A 21,908-nucleotide genomic window follows, 5' to 3' on the forward strand; every position below is an offset into this window, starting at 1 on the left:
CGATGCTGCGCCGGGATTTCCTCAAGATGGCGGCTCTGGGTGGCGCCGTGCTGCTGCCTTGCGGGCGCTCGGCCATCGCGGCCCGGGGGGAACCGGGTGCAGCCGGCGCAGGCCGGCTGGTGGTGGTGTTCCTGCGCGGGGCGGTGGATGGCCTGAGCATCGTGGTGCCCTACGGCGAGCCCGAATACTATCGCGCCAGATCGACCATCGCCCTGGCCCCGCCGGGCGGCGAGAACGGGGTCCTGGACCTGGACGGGCGCTTCGGTCTGCACCCGGCCCTGGCGCCCCTGCTGCCGTACTGGCAGGGCGGGCGCCTGGCCTTCGTGCATGCATCCGGGTCGCCGGACCCCAGCCGCTCCCACTTCGACGCCCAGGACTACATGGAGTCCGGCACGCCGGGGCGCAGGACAACCCCGGACGGCTGGCTCAATCGCCTGCTCGGGGCGTTGCCGCCGGTGGCCAACCCCGCGCCGCTGCGCGCCCTCGGCATGGGCGCAGTGCTGCCGCGTGCCCTGGCGGGGCGCCAGCCGGTGGCGAACCTGCCCCTGGGCGACCGGGCCACGCGCCCGACCCTGCTCGACCGGCCCAAGGTCGCCCAGGCCTTCGATCGCCTGTACGACAGCGACGACAAGCTGTCACGGGCCTACCGGGAGTCCCAGCGCGCCCACAAGGAAGCCATGGAGGCCCTCGACCCGGCCCGCCTCGCACAGGAGATGACCACCGCCGACAACGGCGCCCCACCTGCGGCGGGCTTTCCCGGCGACGCGGCCCGCCTGGCGCGCCTGATGCGCCAGGACGGGGGCATCCAGTTAGCCTTCATGGCCGTCGGAGGATGGGATACCCACGCCAACCAGGGCGCAGCCAAAGGCCAGCTGGCCGGGCGCCTGCAGCCCCTGGCCCAGGGCCTGGCCGAATTGGCGCGGGGCCTCGGGCCACGCCTGGACGAAACCCAGATCGTGGTGATGTCCGAGTTCGGGCGCACCGTGCGCCAGAACGGTAATGGCGGCACCGATCACGGGCATGGCAACGTGATGTGGCTGCTCGGCGGCCGCGTCGCCGGGGGCAAGGTCCATGGCCGCTGGCCCGGCCTGGACGCGTCGGCCCTTTATGAAGGGCGCGACCTGGCCGTCACCACGGACTTCCGCGATGTGCTGGCCACGCTCTGCGAACGCCACCTGCGCCTCGCCGACGGGCGCCTGGCGGAGGTGTTCCCGGGGTTTGCAGGCCGGGGACTGCCCGGGCTGATCAGGGCTTGAGCCCTTCCCGGGGGCTGTCCGGAAACGAACAGCCCTGAAGTTTGTGGACCTTTAAAATCGACGATTTGGCATGCACGTCCGCACGCCCTAGCCCAGCTCCGGCGGCACCCATTCCATTTCGTGGGGGAAGAGGCCGACGCTACTCACCGCCGTCGTCTCCACGCAGTTCCACCACATGGTCACCCAGGCGCGGCCCTCCTCATCGATCTTCTCCACCTCGGAGATCGCCCCGACCATGAACATGATCATGTCCAGTTCGTCCTCGTCCATGTCCGGGTCCGGCGAAACGGACAGGATCCGCACATGTTCGCCCACGGTGACCGCCCGGCCGTTCCTGTCCTTCACGCTAACTCTTGCATCCATGTGGGTCTCCCGCTGTCGCATTGTCGAAGACCGCCGCAATCCGGCGGTGTCGAACAAGGCCTTAGCAAGCTTCGAACCACGCCTTCCCAGGCCCGGATAGCGCCCCCGGCGCGGCATTCCAGCCCCCTTGACGCCCCCGGCTTGTCAGGAAGGCGACATCCTGCCGCCGCTTTCCCGCCACGCCGGATGCGGGCTTTGTCGCTGAAACGACACATCGCCGGCCGCTGGGCGGGCCCCGGCATCCGCCAACTTCCGCTTTGCCGACAAGCACTTGAACAGCACACCCGACGACGCACCGGGAGCTGGCACTGTATCTGCTGATAGCTGGGGAAACATCACAAGCGAGCGGAGTCCCCCATGGAAAAACCCGAAAAGATCACCCGCGAGGCCGCCCTCCGGGTGGCCCTTGCCGCGCGGGCCATGCCCAACATCGGCCTGACCCGCCTCATCGAAGTGCTGCAGGAATGCCTCGGCGACAGCATCGACACCGAGACCCTGCGCAACATCACCGTCACCCACCTGAAAACCGGCTTCGGCAGCCTCGACGGCGAAGAGGATGGTGAAGACATCGGCATCGGCCTGGAAGCCATGAAGCTGGCCGTGCGCATCCTGTGGGGCGACGCCGATGACGACGAGGGCCTGCCGCCGCTCGAGCCCTACAACGAAGGCGACATGCCGGGCTCGGTGCGCGTCGCCATCGCCTCCGACTTCGGCCTGGCACTCAACGGCCACTTCGGCTCCTGCCTGCGCTTCCTGGTCTATCAGGTGTCGCCCACCGGGAGCCGCCTGATAGACGTCCGCCACACGGCCGAGGCGGATTTCGCGCCGGACAAGAACCTGTTCCGCGCCCAGCTCATCGGCGACTGCCACGTGGTGTACGTGGTGTCCGTCGGCGGCCCGGCGGCGGCCAAGATCATCCGCGCCGACATCTACCCGATCAAACTGGCGGAAGGCGGCACCGCGGACGAAGTGATCACCAAATTCCAGCACGCGATGGAAAACTCGCCGCCGCCCTGGCTGCTGAAGATCCTCGGCGTCGCCGCCGAGAACCGGCTGCGCAACTACGGCGCCAACCGGGCAGCCGACGACGTACACGTGGATTGACCCCTGCCCTGGAGGACACGCCATGGCCAAGCCGAAACCCGACCACTTCGAGGCCACCGCCGCGCTGATCAGCAACGCCGTCGGCACAGCCCGCGTCTTTGGCGAGAACCCGCGCATCACGCGGCTGGTGGCCAGCAGCATCGGCCGCTTCGCCGCGGAACTGGACAATGCGCCGGATGCCATCCCCGCCGGCACCCAGCTGATCCGCTACGCCCTGGCCCAGATCAGCGAGCAGGACGCGCTGTTCGTGCCCAAGCTGCACGCGTCACTGGAGGAGCTGGCGCGCTAGGCCAGGGCGACGCGACAGACTGCAGGGGCGGGCGCATTCGCACTCCGCAGTCTGAACGACGTCCACGGACGCGGGAACTTGCTCCACAAAAACAAAGCCCGGCTTTCGCCGGGCTTTGTTCGATCACGCTGCAGTGAAACTCAGCGCTGGACCTGCGTCACATCACGCACCGCGCCGGTATCGGCGCTGGTGGTGAGCGCCGCGTAGGCCTGCAGTGCGGCCGACACGTGGCGGACGCGGTTGGCCGGCTTCCAGCCACGGGTGTCCTGGGCGGCGCGACGGGTCGCCAGCACCTCGTCGGACACCGCCAGGTTGATGCGGCGGTTGGGGATGTCGATCTCGATGGTGTCGCCCTCTTCCACAAGGCCGATCGCGCCACCACAGGCGGCTTCCGGCGAGGCGTGGCCGATGGAGAGGCCGGAGGTGCCGCCGGAGAAACGCCCGTCGGTGAGCAGCGCACAGGCGGCGCCCAGGCCCTTGGACTTGAGGTAGCTGGTCGGGTAGAGCATTTCCTGCATGCCCGGGCCGCCCTTCGGGCCTTCGTAGCGGATCACCACCACGTCGCCGGCGACGATCTGGTCGGCGAGGATGCCGGCCACCGCGTCTTCCTGGCTCTCGAACACGCGGGCGCGGCCGGTGAACACCCAGATGGATTCATCGACACCGGCGGTCTTCACGATGCAGCCCTTCTCGGCGATGTTGCCGTACAGCACGGCGAGGCCGCCCTCCTGGCTGAAGGCGTTGGCCTTGTCACGGATCACGCCCTTGCTGCGGTCCAGGTCCAGCTCGTTCCAGCGGCGGTCCTGGCTGAAGGCGACCTGGGTCGGCACGCCGCCCGGCGCAGCCTTGTAGAAGTTGAACACGCCGCTGTCGTGGGCCTGCATCACGTCCCAGGAGGCCAGCGCTTCGCCGAGGGTCTTGGCATGCACGGTGGGCAGGTCAGTGTGCAGCAGGCCGGCGCGGTTCAGCTCGCCGAGGATGCCCATGATGCCGCCGGCGCGGTGCACGTCCTCGATGTGGACGTCGGCCACGGCCGGTGCCACCTTGCACAGGCAGGGCACGTGGCGGGAGATGCGGTCGATGTCCTTCATCGTGAAATCCACACCGGCCTCCTTGGCGGCGGCCAACAGGTGCAGCACGGTGTTGGTGGAGCCGCCCATCGCCACGTCGAGACTGATGGCGTTCTCGAAGGCCTTGAAGCTGGCGATGGAGCGCGGCAACACGGACTCGTCGTCCTGCTCGTAGTAACGGCGGGCCATGCCGACGATGGTGCGGCCGGCGCGCAGGAACAGCTGCTCGCGGTCGGCGTGGGTGGCCAGCACGGTGCCGTTGCCGGGCAGGGACAGGCCCAGCGCCTCGGTCAGGCAGTTCATGGAGTTGGCGGTGAACATGCCGGAACAGGAGCCGCAGGTCGGGCAGGCGGAGCGCTCGATGGCGTCCACTTCCTCGTCGGAGCAGCTGCTGTCGGCGGCCTTGACCATGGCGTCTACCAGGTCGAGGGAGATCACCTTGGCTTCCCACTTGACCTTGCCGGCCTCCATTGGGCCGCCGGACACGAAGATCGCCGGGATGTTGAGGCGCAGCGCGGCCATCAGCATGCCCGGGGTGATCTTGTCACAGTTCGAGATGCACACCATCGCGTCGGCGGTGTGGGCGTTGCACATGTACTCGACGCTATCGGCAATCAGGTCGCGGCTGGGCAGGCTGTAGAGCATGCCGCCATGCCCCATGGCGATACCGTCATCGACGGCGATGGTGTTGAATTCCTTGGCGACGCCGCCGGCCTTCTCGATCTCCCGCGCGACCAGCTGGCCCAGGTCCTTCAGGTGCACGTGGCCCGGTACGAACTGGGTGAAGCTGTTGACCACGGCGATGATCGGCTTTTCGAAATCGCCGTCCTTCATGCCGGTGGCGCGCCACAGGGCGCGGGCGCCGGCCATGTTGCGACCGGCGGTGGAGGTGCGGGAACGGTACTGGGGCATCTCGGGGGACTCCGTCTTCAAACGAATGGTTTGTTGCAATCCTGCATTCTAGCGCTTGCGGCGGCCCGTGCTGCAGCGGACGTGGGAAGCCCCATGATCGGCCCACGTCGTTCGGGTATTTCCTAGCCTTCGCCACGTCCCGGCCGCCAGGCCCTTGTGGCGCCAGCAAAGGCGCTCCGCGGCAGGGCCGCCCGGCTGGCATATCGCAACATTCGTTACATTTGAGCAACGCTGTGGACAAGGTCCGGCCCTAGGCTAGCAGCCATAACGATACGGAGACACCGCCATGAGCCCCTTGCCCATCCTGGCGACGATCATCACGCTCGCCCTCGCCCTGCGACTGGCCTGCCACTTCATCGAGACGCAGCGGCGCCCCATTCCCGTCCGCGCCCGCCGAACCCTCCCAACGAAACGTTGATCCGCCACGCAGCGGGAGGCTCCATGAGCGAATACATCCTCGAAACCGCCGGCCTGACGAAGGAATTCAAGGGCTTCACCGCGGTTTCCAGTGTGGATCTGAAAGTCCGGCGCGGCCACATCCACGCGCTGATCGGCCCCAACGGCGCCGGCAAGACCACCGTTTTCAACCTGCTCACCAAGTTCCTGCCGCCAACCCGCGGCACGATCAGCTTCGACGGGCAGGACATCACCCGCGAGGCGCCGGCGGCCACCGCCCGGCGCGGGCTGGTGCGCTCCTTCCAGATCTCGGCGACCTTTCCGCACCTGACGGTGATGGAGAACGTACGCATCGGCCTGCAGCGGAAGCTCGGCACCGAGTTTCACTTCTGGCGCTCGAAAAAGAGCCTGGACACGCTCAACGGCCGCGCGATGGAACTGCTGGAATCGGTGGACCTGGCCGGCTTCGCCGACACCGTCACCGCCGAAATGCCCTATGGCCGCAAGCGCGCACTGGAGATCGCGACGACGCTGGCGCTGGAGCCGACGATGATGCTCCTCGACGAACCGACCCAGGGCATGGGCCACGAGGACATCGCCCGCGTCGTCGCGCTGATCCGCAAGGTGTCCGTCGATCGCACGATCCTGATGGTGGAGCACAACCTGTCGGTGGTGGCCGACCTGTGCGACCGCATCACCGTGCTGCAGCGAGGCAGCATCCTCGCCGAAGGCCCCTACGCGGAGGTCTCCAAGAACCCGCAGGTGCTCGAAGCCTACGTGGGCTCGGCCGACATGCACGACGCCCACCACTGACCGGAAGCCCGCCCCATGACCAGCGCCTTCGACCCCAAGCCCGAAATGCTGCGCATCCGCGACCTGCACGCGTTCTACGGCGAATCACACATCCTGCACGGCATCGAACTGCACGTCGGCCGCGGCGAGTGCGTCACGCTGCTGGGCCGCAACGGCGCCGGCCGCTCGACCACCCTCAAGTCCATCCTCGGCCTGGTGGGCCGGCGCAGCGGCTCGATCATGGTGAATGGCAAGGAAGTCATCGCCGAACCGACCCACCGCATGGCCCGCTACGGCATCGGCTACGTGCCGGAAGAACGCGCGATCTTCGCCTCCCTGACCACCGAGGAGAACCTGCTGCTGCCGCCCCAGGTGGCCAGCGGCGGCATGTCGGTGGACGAGCTCTACGCGATGTTCCCCAACCTGCTGGAGCGCCGCAACAGCCCCGGCACCAAGCTGTCCGGCGGTGAGCAGCAGATGCTCGCGATGGCCCGCGTGCTGCGCACCGGCGCCAAGCTGCTGCTGCTCGACGAAATCACCGAAGGCCTGGCGCCGGTCATCGTCAAAAAGCTCGGCGAAGTCATCAACGAGCTCAAGGCACGCGGCTTCACGATCATCCTGGTGGAGCAGAACTTCCGCTTCGCCGCGCCGCTGGCCGACCGCCACTACGTGCTGGAGCACGGCGAGATCCTGGCCACGATCAGCAAGGAAGAATTGCCCGGCCGCATGGACTGGCTGCACCACACGCTGGGCGTCTGAACATCCCGACACAACAAGCAGAAGGAGTGAGAGACATGAGCATGAAGAAGACGATGAGCCTGGCCTGTGCCGCCGCCCTCGCCACCTTGTCCGCCGGCGCCCACGCGCAGATCTCCGGCGGCGTGGTGAAGATCGGCGTGCTCACCGACCTCTCGGGCACCTATTCCGACCTGGCCGGCTCCGGCGCGGTGCTGGCCACCAAGATGGCCATCGAGGACTTCATCGCCAAGGAGAAGCCGAACTTCAAGATCGAGGTGGTCACCGCCGACCACCAGAACAAGGCCGACATCGCCTCCAACAAGGCCCGCGAATGGTTCGAGCGCGAAGGCGTGGATACCGCCACCGAACTGGTCACCACGTCCACCGCGCTGGCGGTGATGAAGGTGGCCAAAGAGAAGGACCGCATCGCGATCATGAACGGCCCCGGCTCGACGGCCATCACCAACGAGCAGTGCAACGACGTGACGGTGCACTACGCCTATGACACCTACGCGCTGGCCAACGGCACCGCCAGGGCTGTCACCAAGCAGGGCGGCAAGAGCTGGTTCTTCATCACCGCCGACTACGCCTTCGGCCAGGCCCTCGAGAAAGATGCCTCGGCGGTGGTCGTCGCCAACGGCGGCAAGGTACTCGGCTCGGTGCGCCATCCCTTCCCGGGCTCGGACTTCTCGTCCTTCCTGCTCAAGGCCCAGGCCTCCGGCGCCCAGGTCATCGGCCTCGCCAACGCCGGCGCCGACACCACCAACTCGATCAAGCAGGCCGCCGAGTTCGGCATCACGCCGACCCAGACCCTGGCGGGCCTGCTGATGTTCATCACCGACGTACACGCACTCGGCCTCAAATCCACCCAGGGCATGTACCTGACCGAAGGCTTCTACTGGGACCTCAACGACGAGACCCGCGCCTGGTCGAAGCGCTTCTTCGGCGTGCAGAAGAAGATGCCGACGATGGTCCAGGCCGGCCAGTACTCGTCGATCTACCACTACCTGAAGGCGGTCAAGGCGGCCGGCACCGACGACACCAAGAAGGTCATGGCGCAGATGAAGAAGATGCCGATCAACGACTTCTTCGCGAAGAACGGGCAGATCCGCGACGACGGCCGCATGGTGCACGACATGTACCTGATGCAGGTGAAGAAGCCGGCGGACTCCAAGTACCCGTGGGACTACTACAACGTGCGCCAGACCATCCCGGCGGCGGAGGCCTTCCAGCCCCTGTCCCAGTCGCGCTGCGCGCTGGTCAAGAAGTAATCGCGGCAGCCCCTCTCCTGTGTGGCGGCTGCCGTCGCCGCCACAGGGAGCAGCGTCCCCAACATTGTCTGGTAGCCCGACGCGATACCAGGACTGGAGTGCCCCATGGAAATCTTCGGCGTCCCGACCGCCCTGCTCGGCAGCCAGTTGCTGGTCGGGCTGATCAACGGCTCCTTCTACGCGATCCTCAGCCTCGGGCTGGCGATCATCTTCGGCCTGCTCAACATCATCAACTTCGCCCACGGCGCGCAGTACATGATGGGCGCCTTCGTCGCCTGGCTGGCCCTCACCAAATTCCAGGTCAACTACTGGGTCGCGCTGATCGCCGCACCGCTGCTGGTCGGCCTGCTCGGCGTGATCCTCGAGCGGACCATGCTGCGCAAGCTCTACAAGCTGGATCACCTCTACGGCCTGCTGCTCACCTTCGGGCTGGCGCTGATCATCGAGGGCATCTTCCGCGACCAGTTCGGCATCTCCGGCGAATCCTACGAGGTGCCGGAAGCCCTCTCCGGCGGCATCCATCTGGGCTTCATGTTCCTGCCCCTGTACCGTGCGTGGGTCGTCGTCGCGTCGCTGACGGTGTGCTTCGGCACCTGGTTCATGATCGAGAAGACCCGCCTCGGCGCCTACCTGCGCGCCGGCACCGAGAACCCGCAGATCGTCCAGGCGCTGGGCATCAACGTGCCGCTGCTGATCACCTTCACCTACGGCTACGGCGTGGCGCTGGCGGCCTTCGCCGGCGTGCTCGCCGCGCCGGTGTTCCAGGTCAATCCGCTGATGGGCTCCAACCTGATCATCGTGGTCTTCGCCGTGGTGGTGATCGGCGGCATGGGCTCCATCCTCGGCTCTATCGTCACCGGCATCGGGCTGGGCCTCATCGAGGGGCTGACCAAGGTCTTCTACCCGGAAGCCTCCGCCGTCGTCGTCTTCGTCATCATGGTCATCGTCCTGCTGGTGCGGCCTGCGGGCCTGTTCGGCAAGGCCTGATCCACGGAAACCAGGAGTCAGCGTGAACTCTCCCGCCCAGCCCAGTGCCCTGATCAAGACCGAGGTGCTATACACCGGCCTGTTCGTCGTCGGCCTGCTCGCACCCTTCGCGGTGTACCCGACCTTCCTGATGAAGCTGTTCTGCTTCGCGCTGTTCGCCAGCGCCTTCAACCTGCTGCTCGGCTTTGCCGGCCTGCTGTCCTTCGGCCACGCCGCATTTCTCGGCACGGCAGGCTATGTGTGCGGCCTGCTGGTGCGTGACTCCGGCGTGTCGCCCGAGGTCGGCATCCTGGCCGGCACGGTCAGCGCCGGCCTGCTCGGCTGGCTGTTCGGCATTCTGGCGATCCGCCGCACCGGCATCTACTTCGCGATGATCACGCTGGCCCTCGCCCAGATGGTGTACTTCCTGGTCCTGCAGGTGCCGGCCACCGGCGGCGAGGACGGCCTGCAGGGCGTGCCCCGCGGCCACCTGTTCGGCATCATCGACCTATCGGACAACATCGCCATGTACTACCTGGTGTACGCGGTGTTCAGCCTCGGCTTCTTCATCATCTACCGGACGATCCATTCGCCCTTCGGCCAGATCCTCAAGGCCATCCGCGAGAACGAGCCGCGGGCGGTGTCCCTTGGCTACGACGTGGCCAAATTCAAGCTGCTGGCCTTCGTGATCTCGGCTTCGCTGGCTGGCCTCGCCGGCGCGACCAAGACCCTGGTCTTCCAGCTCGCCTCCCTGTCGGACGTGCATTGGCACACCTCCGGCGAGGTGGTGCTGATGACCCTGCTCGGCGGCCTCGGCACCATCCTCGGCCCGGCAGTCGGCTCGGCGACCATCGTCAGCCTGCAGAACGAGCTGGCCGACAAGGTCGGCTCATGGGTGACGGTGATCATGGGGGCGATCTTCGTCGCCTGCGTGCTGGCTTTCCGGCGCGGCATCGTCGGCGAGATCCAGGCCCTGATCCAGCGCGCCGGCATCCGCTGACGCGGACGGCCGCAGCGTCAGACAGCGACGGCGGTGGCCTTCCTCTTGCGATCGGCGGAGTAGTCCGCGTAGGTCGCAGCCAGCCCGGTTTCGAGGGCGGTTCTCACCGCCAGCCCGAGCGCCGACAGGCGGCCCGTATCGAGCAGCGGCGAGCTGGCCGCCCCCGTCGCTGCAAACTCGATGCGGCCCTCGTAACCGACCACCGCCGCCAGCGCACTGGCCAGCTCGGCCAGCGTCACCCGGATCGCACTTCCCACATTGAGCATCGGCCCGTCGTAGCCCCGCTCCATCAGGTCCACACAAACCGTCGCCAGATCGTCGGCAAAAATCAGATCCCAGCGCGAGTCGGCGGCCCAGGGCAGGAGGACGGACGGCGCGGCGCCGGTCGCCACGAAGCGCTTGCCCTCTCCGCGCGCCAGCCCGAGGCGGGCCAGCACCTCATCCGGAATACGCCCGTAGCGCTTCTCGTCGGCGGAAATCGCGTCGAGCGTATTGCTCTGCACCAGCCTGGCCAGATGCAGCTGGCGCAACAACACAGGGACCGGCCGGTCGCCATGCAGATCGAAGTCGTCCGCCGGACCATAGACGCAGGACGGCACGATACTCACGAAGGACTGGCCGTACTGGGCGCGGTAGGCGCCGCATAGCTGTACTCCGGTCAACTTGGCCTGGCCATAGGCGCCGGCCGCCGGTGGTCCGCTCATCACCGCGGACTCCGCGACGGGCTCCACCGCGCCTGCCGGGTAGATGCCATCTGCCGCGATGAAAGCGAGCCAGCGCACCGCCGCCTCGTAGGCGCCGTGGATGAGGTTGTTCTGGATCGTCAGGTTCTCGAACAGCACCCGGCCCGGCTCTTCCACCTCGCCGGACGGCGGGCGCTCGGCGGCACAGAAGACGTACGCGGGGCGCTGGAACTCGATCAGCTCGAAAACCGAACGCTGATCGAGGATGTCGAGCTGGATATCGTTGCGGACCAGGATGTCGGTGTAGCCGCGGGCTTCGAGGGTACGCACGAGGGCGGCGCCGATCATGCCGCGATGGCCGGCCACGAAGACCTTGTCGTCGCGGGTGGGCAGGCTGGGTGTCGGGTTCATGACAGGATGGCTTCCGGAATGTCACGGACAAACGGCCGGGCCCACCATCTGCGGGCACAAGGAACGGCCGGCTGTCCTCGGGCAGCCTGGCAAGCAGGTAGCGTTCCATCCGGTGGGCTGAACGTGGCAGCCCAAAAGCAAAACGGACGGCCGCAGCCGTCCGTTTCCAGCACCGCACGCCTCCGGCTTAGACCCGGAAACGCGACACTGTCTGCTGCAACTGGCTGGCGAGGTTCTCCATGTCCTGAGCGGCGCGGGCCGTGGACTCGACCGCTTCGTTGTTGTCCCGCGCCATCGCGGCGATCGACTCGATGCTCTCGGCCACCGCAGCGCTGGCCGAGCGCTGCTGCTCCGTCGCCTCAGCGATCTCGTCGAGGCCATGCCCGACCGCCACCACAGACTCATTGCCGGCAGTGATCGCGCTGGACACCGTGGACACCGCTTCACGACTGGACGCCAGATGCTCCAGACCTTGCTGGATGGATTCGCGCACCGCCACCGACTGCTTGCTGAGGCGCGACGTGACCGCGTCGATCTCGCCGGCGGAGCGGGCCGACTTCTCGGCCAGCTTGCGCACCTCGTCCGCCACCACCGCAAAGCCACGCCCCTGCTCGCCGGCACGAGCCGCCTCGATAGCAGCATTGAGCGCCAGCAGGTTGGTCTGCTCAGCGATGTCACGCACCTCCTGGGTCATCGTGGTGATCGCGGTGGTTGATTCGACAAACTGCTCCACCGACGAGGCCATTTCCCGCACCGCGCTCTCCGCATGGCTCACTTCCGCCACCAGCGAATCCAGGGTCCGGCTGCCTTCGCCGGCCTGCTTCAGACTCTCCTGGGAACGCTGGTGCACCCGCTCGGCGCTGGCCGCCACGTTGGCGATGTTGGCCGCCATGTGCTCCACCGACGCCGCCGCATTCATCGACTGATCGTTCTGGCGGCGGGAGCCGTCGGCCACCCGGCCGGCACTGGACGACAGCTGATGGGCCGAACTGGTCACCCGCGCCGCCGACTCGGACACATGCCGCACCAGCTGGGCGATCGTGCCGAGCATCTCGTTGAAGGTGGATGCAGTCTTGCCGATTTCGTCCTGCCCGGCCACGGTCAGGCGCCGGGTCAGGTCGCCCTCGCCCTTGGCGATCTCGGCCAGACTGTTGTTCATCTCGGTGAGCGGATTCACGACAAAACGCCGGATGAAGATCATCACGAAAACGATCAGCGGTATGGACACCACCAGCGCACTGACGATGCTCTTCCACAGGAAGGTGTCCACCGCCTCGTTCACCCGGTCGAGGGAAATCTTCATGCTCACCAGGCCCAGTGGCGTGCCTGGCGTCACCTGGTGGCAGGCCGTACAGTTCTTGCCAAGGTAATTGGTGGCCGCCAGCGCCGGCTTGACGACTTTCAGGAACTCACCTGCGCTGCCATGATCCACCCGCACTAACGCCTTGCCGGTAGTCAATGCCTGCTGCTCGTCTGCGTCGAGCGCACGCATGGGCCGCTTGTCAGGCCCGAACTGCTTGTTAACAGCTTCACCGCGGATCACTTCGAGATCGCGGATGACCGACAGCTGCTTGATCTGGTCGAGAAAGACCTCCCGCTGTCCTACCGTACCGGTGATCATCATGCCGGTCAGGCCGGCCATGGTCATTTCGTGGATGCTGTGCGCGAAGTCTTCCGCCTGCGCAATTGCGATATCCCGGTTGACGCGGGTTTCCCACGCGATCATGCCCCCCCAAGCGATCACCAGCATCAGCCAGATTGCCCCCGTCAGACGTAGCCAGATAGGCGTATCCGATAGCTTGCGCATGCTTACCACCCCAGATTGGTGCCGGTTTTTGATTTCCGGTCAGTTGTTGTCTATGAGGGGTATTACGGCAAAGGCGCTGCAGGCCTTAAGGCCTCGCGGCGAAATCAGCGGGGAGTTTTCGGCTCGGCAGGACGGGTATTGAGGCGCTGGGTCGCACCATTCCAGTCGGCCCGCGCGATCAGCGGCCAGGCCAACAAGGCACGATCGATGGATTCGTCGATGAGGACGGACTCCTCGCGCCGGGGCGGCTTGAGGACGAAGTTCACCACCTCGTTGCGGTCGCCCGGATGGCCAATGCCGATGCGCAGGCGCCAGAAGTCCTGCGTTCCCAGGTGGGCAGTGATGTCCTTGAGGCCATTATGGCCACCCAGGCCGCCGCCGAACTTGACGCGCAACTGGCCGGGGGGAATATCGAGTTCGTCATGCACCACCAGGATCTCGGCGGGCGCGATGCGATAAAAACGCGCCAGCGCGGCCACCGACTGGCCGGAGCGGTTCATGAAGGTCTGCGGCATCAGCAGCCAGACGCCGTCATTGCGGGCATTGGCAGCGAGGCCATGGAAGCGGGCTTCCCTGCTGAAACTGGTGCCCAGATCACGGGCGAGGCGCTCACAAAACCAAAACCCGGCGTTATGCCGGGTTTCAGCGTATTCCGCACCGGGGTTGCCGAGGCCGACGACGAGCTTGGGTACAAGCTGGCTCATACGTTATCGACCTCGCAATCCCGGAGAGAATCAGGCAGCCGGGGTTTCAGCTGCGTCGTCGCCACTACCGCGGACGGCCAGGATGGTCGCCACGACGGGGTCTTCACCGTGGGTCAGCGCCTTGACGCTGGCCGGCAGGACGAGGTTGGACACGTGCACGGAGTGGCCGGAAGCCAGATCCTTCAGGTCAACCTGGATGAACTCGGGCAGGTCGCCGGGCAGGCACTCGAGTTCGACTTCGGTCATGACGTGGGACACGATGCCGCCGTCGAGCTTGACACCCGGAGCGATCTCGGCATTCACGAAGTGCAGGGGCACCTTGACGTGGATCTTGTGGGCAGCGTCAACACGCTGGAAGTCCAGGTGCAGCACTTGCTGCTTGTACGGGTGCCACTGGGCATCCTTCAGGATCACGGACTGGACGGCACCGTCCAGGACCATGCTCAGCACGGAGGCGTGGAAGGCTTCGTTGCGCAGGGCGTGGTAGATCTCGTTGTGATCGACTTCGACCTGCTGGGGAGCGGCGGCACCACCGAACACGATGGCGGGCACGCTGCCGGCACGACGCAGGCGGCGGCTCGCACTCGAACCCTGCTGAACGCGCGACTTGGCATTGAATTGAATGGTCATCAGTACTACTCCAGTAAAAAGCCTGTCCGCGACCAGACAGGCTGAAAAAAGCCGGCGGGCTTTCACCCACCGGCTCAAAACTTGACGATTTACTCGGTGAAGAGCGAACTCACCGACTCTTCGTTACTGATCCGCAGAATGGTGTCGGCCAGCAGGTCGGCGATGGACACCGAACCGATCTTGCCGCAGGCCTTGGCCTCGTCGGACAGCGGGATGGTGTCGGTAACGATCAGCTCGTCGAGATCGGACTCGTTGATGCGGCTGATCGCCGGGCCGGACAGCACCGCGTGGGTACAGTAGGCCAGCACGCGCTTGGCACCGTTTTCCTTGAGCGCCTGGGCGGCCTTGCACAGGGTGCCGGCGGTATCGACGATGTCGTCCATGATCACACAGGTGCGGCCTTCGACCTCACCGATGATGTTCATCACTTCGGACACGTTGGCCTTGGGACGACGCTTGTCGATGATCGCCAGATCGCACTCGAGGCGCTTGGCGAAGGCACGGGCACGAACCACGCCGCCGACGTCCGGGGAAACGACCATCAGGTCGTCGTACTTCTGCTTTTCCAGGTAATCCAGCAACACAGGGGTTGCGTAGATGTTGTCCACCGGAATGTCGAAGAAACCCTGGATCTGGTCAGCGTGCAGGTCGACGGTCAGGACGCGCTGGACACCGGCGGCCTGCAGCATGTTGGCCACCACCTTGGCGGTGATGGGCACACGTGCGGAGCGCGGACGGCGATCCTGACGGGCGTAACCAAAATAAGGAATGGCTGCGGTGATCCGGCCGGCGGAAGCGCGCTTCAGCGCGTCCACCATGATCAACAGCTCCATGATGTTATCGTTGGTGGGAACGCAGGTCGGCTGGAGGACGAAGATGTCCTTGCCACGCACGTTCTCCAGCAGTTCGACATTGACTTCGCCGTCGGAGAAACGCCCCACAGTGGCGGAACCCAGAGACTTGCCCAAGCGGCGCACCACATCTGCGGCCAGTTTGGGGTTGGCGTTGCCGGTGAAAACCATCAGGCTGCCCGAAGCCATGATCACCTCTCGTTACTGCGATGAAGAACAGCTTAAAACAAAACGGGCAGGTTTTTGGCCTGCCCGCATAATTTGGCTGGGGAAGAAGGATTCGAACCTTCGAATGCCGGAATCAAAATCCGGTGCCTTGACCAACTTGGCGACTCCCCAAGAAATCGTTTTCGCTACTTACACAACCCAGCTCTGCAGAGGGTGCCTGTCGAGCCCTTCGGCTACCCAGACCTTCAAACCCTGCGGCGCTTTGGCCAGAACCTGCTCTGCTGCTTCCTTCGTATCGAAGGGAGCGAAGATGCAAGCCCCTGAACCGCTCATTCTTGCTGCCCCGTACTGCGACAACCAATCTAGCGCTTCAGCCACTTTCGGAAACTTTCTGCATGCTGTTGCCTGCATGTCGTTTCGCGTTGTGTGCGTTGCGAAGGCCTGCATTATTAGGATTTCACTATCGCGTGTCAACAGGGGATCAGAAAATATTTCTGAAGTTGGCACGAAAACGCTCGGAGCCACCATTACGTACCAGGCGGGCAGCACGCTCAAGGGGGTCAGATCCTCCCCCACGCCCTCGGCAAAAGCGGTCTCTCCGAAGATGAAGAAGGGCACGTCGGCGCCCAGCTTGAGGCCGATTTCCTGCAGACGCTGGCGAGACAGCCCGCAGCCCCAGATCCTGTTGAGCGCGAGCAACACCGAAGCCGCATCCGAACTTCCGCCGCCCAGGCCGCCGCCCATGGGGATCTTCTTGCTGACGCCGATCTCTGCGCCGAAGGTGCTGCCCGTCGCCGCCTGCAGGGCCCGCGCGGCCCTCACGACCAGATCGGACTCCGCCGGTACGCCGGGAATGTCGATGGAGCGCAGGATCGCTCCATCGTCGCGGCGGCGCAGGGTGATCTCGTCCCCCCAGTCGAGCATGCGGAAGGCGGTCTGCAGCAGATGATAGCCATCCGGGCGACGCCCGACGATGTGCAGAAAGAGGTTGATCTTGGCCGGAGCAGCCACGCGGAGGGTGGCAGCCGGATCGAATTGGGCGAGGGTCACGTCAGGGATTCCAGGTATCGATGATCAGGCGCAGCCGGGTGTCGCCACGGTGGATGTCGATCTTGCGGGGTAGCGCCGCCCGGCCGTCGTCGGTGTATTCCAGGTATTCGACGGTCCATCCCTGGTCGATGACACGCAGCGGGCGTCCCGCGGCATCGAGCTCACGGATCTCAGCCCCGCCCGGCACACGAGCGGTCACCCAGCGCGGTAACTGCGCAAAGGGCGCCTGCACGTCGAACAGGCGCTCGGCCAACTCCGCCGCCGACGCGGCCTCGACGCGCCGCCCGTCGGCGAGAGTCATCCGGGCACCGTCCGGGTCGGACTGAATGCGCGCCAACCCCTGCCCCAGCGGGCCGGAGAACAGCCATTCGTCCCCCTCCTCCGCGTGCATCCATTCGACGCCGACGGCGGCGGTCTTGTCGCCGTCGCGCACCTGCAGGCGGCCATCGATCTCGAAACGGGACAGCGCAGCCAAAGACGGCGCTGCCGGGGCCTTCACGGCTGAAGGTGGCGTCACCGGCTGCATGGCGCAGGCACAAAGAACCAGCGGCAGCAAGCTCGCGGCAAGGACTCGCATCACGGCTTGAATTTCTTGATCACGTCGACGAGCACGGTGTTGTCCGGGTTGGCCTTGGCCGCCTCCCGCCATGTCTTGGCCGCCTCATCCCGCCGTCCGAGCATCCACAGGACCTCACCCAGATGGGCCGCGATCTCCGGATCGGCGCGCAGTTCGAAAGCGGCCTGCAATTGCTCCAGGGCCTCAGGGAGCTTGCCCTTGCGATACAGGGCCCAGCCCAGGCTGTCGATGATGAAGGGATCGCCGGGCAACAGGCTGAGCGCCTTGCGGATCAGCATCTCCGCTTCGTCGAGGCGCATGTTGCGGTCGACGAGGGAATAGCCAAGCGCGTTATAGGCATGGGCCTGGTCGGGCTTGAGGGCAATGACCTTGCGCAGGCGCCCTTCCATCGCCTCGACGCGGCCGAGCCGCTCGGCGGCCAGCGCGGACTCGTACAGCAGGTCAGTATTCTCGGGATCGCGGCGCAGGGCCTCGTCGAGCACCTCGAAGGCATCCTCCGCCCGGTTGGCATCCCGCAGCAACTGCGCCTCGGCGAGCACATACTGGAGCTTGTCCTGGGGCGCCGCGCTGGCCGCGGCCTGCAGATGTTGGCGGCCCTCGGCCAGCTTGCCGCGGTTGGCCAGCGCCTGGGCGAAGCGCACCTGGGCGCCGATGAACTGCGGGCCCGGCGCCACCGCCCGATACCAATTGAGGGCATCGTCGTAGCGCTTGGCATCCTCGGCGATCTGGCCGAGGTACATGCGGATGGTGTCCGGATCGCCGAAACCGAGATTCAGCAGATGGCGGAAATGGGCCTCGGCGGCCTGGCGATCGCCCTGCTGCATGGCCAGCAGGCCCGCCGCATGGACCACGTCCCGGTCGTCGGGGGATAGCTTGAGCAGGATCTCGAACTGCTCGCGCGCCTCGGCGAACTCCCGGCTGGCCACCAGCATGCGGGCCAGCACAATGCGCGCCTCGCGGGATTCGGAATTGGTGCCGAGGTAGCTGCGCAAGGTCTTTACACCGGCGCCAGGCGAGGCCTCCTGCTGGAACTGGGCCTTCAGGATGATCGCCTGCTCCCAGTCCGGCCGGATCGCCAGCGCGCCATCCAGAGCCTCGGAAGCCGCCGCCGTATCACCGGCGACGAAGGCCGCGTTGGCGCGTGCGAAATGCGCCTCGGCCCGGTCCAGATAGGGTTCGGTCAGTTCATTCACCAGGCGCCGGATCAGCACCTTGTCGGGAATCCGCGCCAGCCCGCGGTTGAGCCCCATCAGCGCCACACTGACATTCGGCCCCTGTTGGGCCAGCGCTTTGGCCAGCTGGGCGCTCAGCTCCTCGATACGCTCCTCGTTGGCCAGCGCACCACTGGCCAGCTGCTGAGCCTGTAAGGAGCCGGGATCGAGCTCCAGCCACAGGCGCGACGCCTCGCTGGCCAGATCGGCCTGGCGCGAGACCGCAGCAATTTCTGCGGCCCGCCGGGCGATCCGCGGATCCCGCGTACGCTTGGCCAGATCCAGGTAGGAGCGCGCCGATACAACCAGCTGCCCGCGCGCGCCGGCGATTTCCGCCAGCATCAGCTGGTACAGGATCTGCGGCGTCAGTTGCTGCGCGGGGTACGTCGCGACCGAGTCCGCCACGTCTTCCACGGCGGATTCCTGGGCCCGCGCCACCGTCGCCAGCCCCCCCGCTATCAACAGAACGGCCAGCAGGCGGGCCGGGCGCACGAGGCGAATGAAAGACGTCATCGAAAAGGCTCTGACAAGGTGATGGAGAAGGCCGCAGCCGCCACGCCGGGCGGACGGTGATGGCATCGGCGGCCCCCGGACACCGGTTGGATCGCGCTATTACAATAGGGTTCGGGGCTCGCCGGATGTTAGGCGCTTTCCCCGCCCCCAAGCAAGCAAACCCCAAGGCCAACCCAACTCCCACGCCCATGCCAGAGCTACCCGAAGTCGAGACCACCCGCCGGGGCATCGCCCCCGAACTTGCCGGAGCTACTGTCAGCGCGGTCCTCATCCGCAACGGCCGCCTGCGCCACCCGATCCCCGCCGATCTCGGAGACATCCTCGCCGGCCAGGCCCTGCTGGCGGTGGAGCGCCGCGCCAAATACCTGCTGTTCCGTTTCGCGACCGGCAGCCTGCTCGTGCACCTGGGCATGTCGGGGAGCCTACGCATCGTGCCAGCGGACCATCCGCCCGAAAAACACGACCACCTGGATATTCTCTTCAGCGGCCGGGCACTGCGCCTGCGCGACCCGCGCCGCTTCGGCCTGGTCCTGTGGCAGGCCGGCGACACCGAACATCCGCTGCTCGCCGGCCTGGGCATCGAGCCCCTCGGCGAGGTCTTCGACGGCGCCTGGCTGCACCGGGCGAGCCGTGAGCGCAGGACGCCGGTCAAGCTGTTCCTGATGGACGCCACCCACGTGGTCGGCATCGGCAACATCTACGCCTCCGAGAGCCTGTTCCGCGCCGGTATCGATCCGACCACGCCAGTGGGCGAACTCGGCCCGCGCCGCTGCGCTCGCCTCGCCACCTGCATCCGCGAGACCCTGCAGGACGCGCTGGCCGCCGGCGGCAGCACGCTGCGCGATTTCGTCGGCAGCAACGGCGCACCGGGCTACTTCCAGCAGCAGTATTTCGTCTATGGACGCGACGGCGAAGCCTGCCGCAGCTGCGGCACACCGATCCGCAAACGCATCATGGGACAGCGCGCCACCTTTTATTGCCCACGCTGTCAGCATTGAAAGCTGTTCCTGCCGGCAGCGTTCACGTTTATGCTTGGGATATTCGACGTTTGTGCCGACGAAGCGGCGCCCAGCCAGGAATGAAGCCCGTGAAAGACGCCCATATGCTTGCTGAACACTTCTCCGCTTACACCCAATGGCGCGGCGACGTCGCGACCGGGATCGAGGAGTTGCGCAAATGGTTGCACCTCAATGAAATCGGGGATGCCCAGTCCGACCTGCGCCTGCAATACCTGCTTGATCGCCTGCGCGAGGACAAGCTGATCGTCGCCTTCGTGGCCGAGTTCTCCCGCGGCAAGTCCGAACTGATCAACGCGGTGTTCTTCGCCGGCTACGGCAACCGCATCCTGCCGTCCAGCGCCGGGCGCACCACCATGTGCCCGACCGAACTGCAATGGAAGGCGGGCGACAAGCCGGAGATCCGGCTGCTACCCATCGAAAGCCGCAAGACCAACGCCAGCATCACCGAACTCAAGCGCTACCCCGAGGAATGGCAGATCCGCCCCCTCGACACCAGCTCCGCCGAAAGCCTGCAGCAGGCCCTCGCTCAGGTCGGCGAAACCCGCCTGGTCAGTCGTGCCGAGGCCGACCAGCTGGGCTTCCCGGTCGATGACAGCGGCGACGCCGGCCTGCGCCCCGACGCCGATGGCGGGATCGAGATCCCGCGCTGGCGCCACGCCATCATCCAGTTCCCGCACCCGCTGCTCGAGCAGGGGCTGGTCATCCTCGACACACCGGGCCTCAACGCGATCGGTGCCGAACCGGAGCTGACCCTCAACCTGCTGCCCAACGCCCACGCGGTGCTGTTCATCCTGGCCGCCGACACCGGCGTCACCCAGAGCGACCTGGCCGTATGGCGCGAGCACGTGAACGCCGGCCGCCGCCAGCGCGGCCGACTGGTGGCCCTCAACAAGATCGACGGCCTGTGGGACGGCCTGCGCAGCGAGGCCGACATTGAGCGGGAGATCAACGGGCAGGTCGCCAGCGTCGCCGACACGCTGGACATCGACCCGAGCCAGGTTTACCCGGTCTCCGCACAGAAAGGCCTGGTCGCCAAGGTCAATAACGATGAGGACCTGCTCGCCCGCAGCCGCATCGTCGAACTTGAGGAAGCCCTGTCCACCGAGCTGCTGCCGACCAAGCGCGACATCGTGCGCGACAACACCTACGGCGATGTGAGCGACATCGTCAGCCGCAGCCGCGAACTGCTCAACGCCCGCCTCACCGGCCTGCGCGAGCAGTTGCAGGAACTCACCGACCTGCGCGGCAAGAACCAGAACGTTATCGAATACATGATGCGCAAGGTGCGCTCCGAGAAGGACGAGTTCGAACAGGGCCTGCAGAAGTACTACGCGGTGCGCAGCGTGTTCTCCAACCTGTCCAACAACCTCTTCGGCCACCTGGGCCTCGACGCGCTGCGCGACGAAACCCGGCGCACCCGCGAGGCGATGCTCGACTCCGCCTTCTCCCGCGGCCTGCGCGAAGCGATGAAGGGCTTCTTCGAACACCTGCGCGGCAACCTCCGGAAATCCACCGACGAAGTCGGCGAGATCTCCAAGATGCTCGACGCCATGTACAAGCGCTTCACCGTCGAACACGGCCTCAAGCTGGCCGCTCCGTCGGCGTTCTCGACGCTGCGCTACGAGAAGGAGATCGAGCGTCTGGAAGAAGCCTTCAACAACCAGTTCAACACGGTGCTGACCATCGTCACCACCGAGAAGCACACCCTCACGCAGAAGTTCTTCGAAACCGTCGCCGTGCAGGCGCGGCGCACCTTCGAAATCGCCAACAGGGATGCCGAGCAGTGGCTACGGGCCGTCATGGCGCCGCTGGAAACCCAGGTCCGCGAGTACCAGCTGCAGCTCAAGCGCCGCCTGGAAAGCGTCAAGCGCATCCACCAGGCCACCGACACGCTGGAAGACCGGGTCGGCGAACTGCAGCAGGCCGAAGACCTGCTGGTCCAGCAGCTCCGCCAGCTCGACACGCTGTCCGTGCGCATCGAGCGTGCCCTCGACATGCCCGCCGACAGCAGCGCCGCGGCGGCCCTAGCTGCCTGAGACGAGCGCCGGGCCACGGTCCGGCAGCAAAACAAAAAGGCCGGGCGCTCCCATCGGAGCGTCCGGCCTTTTTGCATCAGGACTGAAGCCG

At 66.1% G+C, this 21,908-nt stretch carries 21 protein-coding genes and 1 tRNA gene; 11 read left to right on the plus strand and 11 right to left on the minus strand.

Annotated features, from left to right (window positions below; genetic code table 11):
- Nucleotides 1-2: 2 nt before the first annotated feature.
- Entirely contained in the window at nucleotides 3-1,256 is a 1,254-nt protein-coding gene (locus AC3QL2_RS06510) for a DUF1501 domain-containing protein (protein WP_493231712.1), read from the plus strand.
- 87 nt (nucleotides 1,257-1,343) lie between these two features.
- Here the strand turns inward: AC3QL2_RS06510 and AC3QL2_RS06515 are convergent, their stop codons facing one another.
- The gene (locus AC3QL2_RS06515) at nucleotides 1,344-1,619 is read right to left on the minus strand and encodes a hypothetical protein (RefSeq protein ID WP_481117466.1); all 276 of its coding nucleotides are present in this window, start codon (nucleotides 1,617-1,619) and stop codon (nucleotides 1,344-1,346) included.
- Between the two features lie 357 nt (nucleotides 1,620-1,976).
- On the opposite strand from AC3QL2_RS06515, the gene AC3QL2_RS06520 reads away from it, so the two are divergent.
- Together AC3QL2_RS06520 and AC3QL2_RS06525 are read left to right on the plus strand one after the other, a co-directional pair.
- On the plus strand, nucleotides 1,977-2,723 hold the full coding sequence (locus AC3QL2_RS06520; RefSeq protein WP_493231710.1) for a dinitrogenase iron-molybdenum cofactor biosynthesis protein: 747 nt from the start codon (nucleotides 1,977-1,979) through the stop codon (nucleotides 2,721-2,723).
- 22 nt (nucleotides 2,724-2,745) lie between these two features.
- On the plus strand, nucleotides 2,746-3,012 hold the full coding sequence (locus tag AC3QL2_RS06525; protein WP_493231709.1) for a hypothetical protein: 267 nt from the start codon (nucleotides 2,746-2,748) through the stop codon (nucleotides 3,010-3,012).
- Between the two features lie 140 nt (nucleotides 3,013-3,152).
- Here AC3QL2_RS06525 and ilvD read toward each other — a convergent pair whose 3' ends face one another.
- On the minus strand, nucleotides 3,153-4,994 hold the full coding sequence (gene ilvD / locus AC3QL2_RS06530; RefSeq protein ID WP_493231708.1) for a dihydroxy-acid dehydratase: 1,842 nt from the start codon (nucleotides 4,992-4,994) through the stop codon (nucleotides 3,153-3,155).
- Between the two features lie 286 nt (nucleotides 4,995-5,280).
- On the opposite strand from ilvD, the gene AC3QL2_RS06535 reads away from it, so the two are divergent.
- The 6 genes from AC3QL2_RS06535 (at nucleotide 5,281) to AC3QL2_RS06560 (ending at nucleotide 10,157) form a co-directional block, all read left to right on the plus strand.
- Nucleotides 5,281-5,412, plus strand: coding sequence for a hypothetical protein (locus tag AC3QL2_RS06535; protein WP_493231707.1), 132 nt, complete (start codon nucleotides 5,281-5,283; stop codon nucleotides 5,410-5,412).
- A gap of 23 nt (nucleotides 5,413-5,435) precedes the next feature.
- On the plus strand, nucleotides 5,436-6,203 hold the full coding sequence (locus AC3QL2_RS06540; protein WP_493231705.1) for an ABC transporter ATP-binding protein: 768 nt from the start codon (nucleotides 5,436-5,438) through the stop codon (nucleotides 6,201-6,203).
- Nucleotides 6,204-6,218: 15 nt separating this feature from the next.
- Nucleotides 6,219-6,941, plus strand: coding sequence for an ABC transporter ATP-binding protein (locus AC3QL2_RS06545; protein ID WP_493231703.1), 723 nt, complete (start codon nucleotides 6,219-6,221; stop codon nucleotides 6,939-6,941).
- Between the two features lie 35 nt (nucleotides 6,942-6,976).
- Complete coding sequence (locus AC3QL2_RS06550) at nucleotides 6,977-8,191, plus strand: ABC transporter substrate-binding protein (RefSeq protein ID WP_493231702.1); 1,215 nt, start codon at nucleotides 6,977-6,979, stop codon at nucleotides 8,189-8,191.
- 105 nt (nucleotides 8,192-8,296) lie between these two features.
- The gene (locus AC3QL2_RS06555) at nucleotides 8,297-9,178 is read left to right on the plus strand and encodes a branched-chain amino acid ABC transporter permease (protein WP_493231700.1); all 882 of its coding nucleotides are present in this window, start codon (nucleotides 8,297-8,299) and stop codon (nucleotides 9,176-9,178) included.
- Between the two features lie 22 nt (nucleotides 9,179-9,200).
- Entirely contained in the window at nucleotides 9,201-10,157 is a 957-nt protein-coding gene (locus AC3QL2_RS06560; protein ID WP_493231699.1) for a branched-chain amino acid ABC transporter permease, read from the plus strand.
- A 17-nt stretch (nucleotides 10,158-10,174) separates the two neighbouring features.
- Here the strand turns inward: AC3QL2_RS06560 and AC3QL2_RS06565 are convergent, their stop codons facing one another.
- From AC3QL2_RS06565 to AC3QL2_RS06605, 9 genes are all read right to left on the minus strand, one after another.
- Nucleotides 10,175-11,251 (minus strand): NAD-dependent epimerase/dehydratase family protein, encoded by a 1,077-nt coding sequence (locus tag AC3QL2_RS06565; protein WP_493231697.1) that lies wholly within the window; start codon nucleotides 11,249-11,251, stop codon nucleotides 10,175-10,177.
- Between the two features lie 187 nt (nucleotides 11,252-11,438).
- Nucleotides 11,439-13,058, minus strand: a complete 1,620-nt coding sequence (locus AC3QL2_RS06570) for a methyl-accepting chemotaxis protein (protein ID WP_493231695.1) — start codon at nucleotides 13,056-13,058, stop codon at nucleotides 11,439-11,441.
- 104 nt (nucleotides 13,059-13,162) lie between these two features.
- Complete coding sequence (gene pth, locus AC3QL2_RS06575) at nucleotides 13,163-13,762, minus strand: aminoacyl-tRNA hydrolase (protein WP_493231694.1); 600 nt, start codon at nucleotides 13,760-13,762, stop codon at nucleotides 13,163-13,165.
- A gap of 30 nt (nucleotides 13,763-13,792) precedes the next feature.
- Nucleotides 13,793-14,392, minus strand: coding sequence for a 50S ribosomal protein L25/general stress protein Ctc (locus tag AC3QL2_RS06580; protein ID WP_493231692.1), 600 nt, complete (start codon nucleotides 14,390-14,392; stop codon nucleotides 13,793-13,795).
- 89 nt (nucleotides 14,393-14,481) lie between these two features.
- Nucleotides 14,482-15,432: a ribose-phosphate pyrophosphokinase gene (locus AC3QL2_RS06585; RefSeq protein ID WP_374481938.1), complete on the minus strand. Its 951-nt coding sequence runs from the start codon at nucleotides 15,430-15,432 to the stop codon at nucleotides 14,482-14,484.
- A 73-nt stretch (nucleotides 15,433-15,505) separates the two neighbouring features.
- A tRNA-Gln gene (locus AC3QL2_RS06590) sits at nucleotides 15,506-15,582 on the minus strand.
- 18 nt (nucleotides 15,583-15,600) lie between these two features.
- On the minus strand, nucleotides 15,601-16,461 hold the full coding sequence (ispE, locus tag AC3QL2_RS06595) for a 4-(cytidine 5'-diphospho)-2-C-methyl-D-erythritol kinase (RefSeq protein ID WP_493231691.1): 861 nt from the start codon (nucleotides 16,459-16,461) through the stop codon (nucleotides 15,601-15,603).
- 1 nt (nucleotide 16,462) lies between these two features.
- Nucleotides 16,463-17,038: a lipoprotein insertase outer membrane protein LolB gene (lolB, locus tag AC3QL2_RS06600; RefSeq protein ID WP_493231689.1), complete on the minus strand. Its 576-nt coding sequence runs from the start codon at nucleotides 17,036-17,038 to the stop codon at nucleotides 16,463-16,465.
- Complete coding sequence (locus tag AC3QL2_RS06605; protein ID WP_493231687.1) at nucleotides 17,038-18,762, minus strand: tetratricopeptide repeat protein; 1,725 nt, start codon at nucleotides 18,760-18,762, stop codon at nucleotides 17,038-17,040. The genes lolB and AC3QL2_RS06605 overlap by 1 nt, the downstream gene beginning before the upstream one ends.
- Nucleotides 18,763-18,950: 188 nt before the next feature.
- Here AC3QL2_RS06605 and mutM point away from each other — a divergent pair, with 188 nt between their 5' ends.
- Nucleotides 18,951-19,760: a bifunctional DNA-formamidopyrimidine glycosylase/DNA-(apurinic or apyrimidinic site) lyase gene (gene mutM / locus AC3QL2_RS06610; RefSeq protein ID WP_493231685.1), complete on the plus strand. Its 810-nt coding sequence runs from the start codon at nucleotides 18,951-18,953 to the stop codon at nucleotides 19,758-19,760.
- A gap of 104 nt (nucleotides 19,761-19,864) precedes the next feature.
- A complete protein-coding gene (locus AC3QL2_RS06615; protein ID WP_493232308.1) occupies nucleotides 19,865-21,817 on the plus strand; it encodes a dynamin family protein in 1,953 nt (650 codons plus the stop codon).
- The last annotated feature ends 91 nt before the right edge of the window (nucleotides 21,818-21,908 follow it).

The sequence above is a fragment of the Zoogloea sp. GW822-FHT05C07 genome, assembly GCF_058800215.1.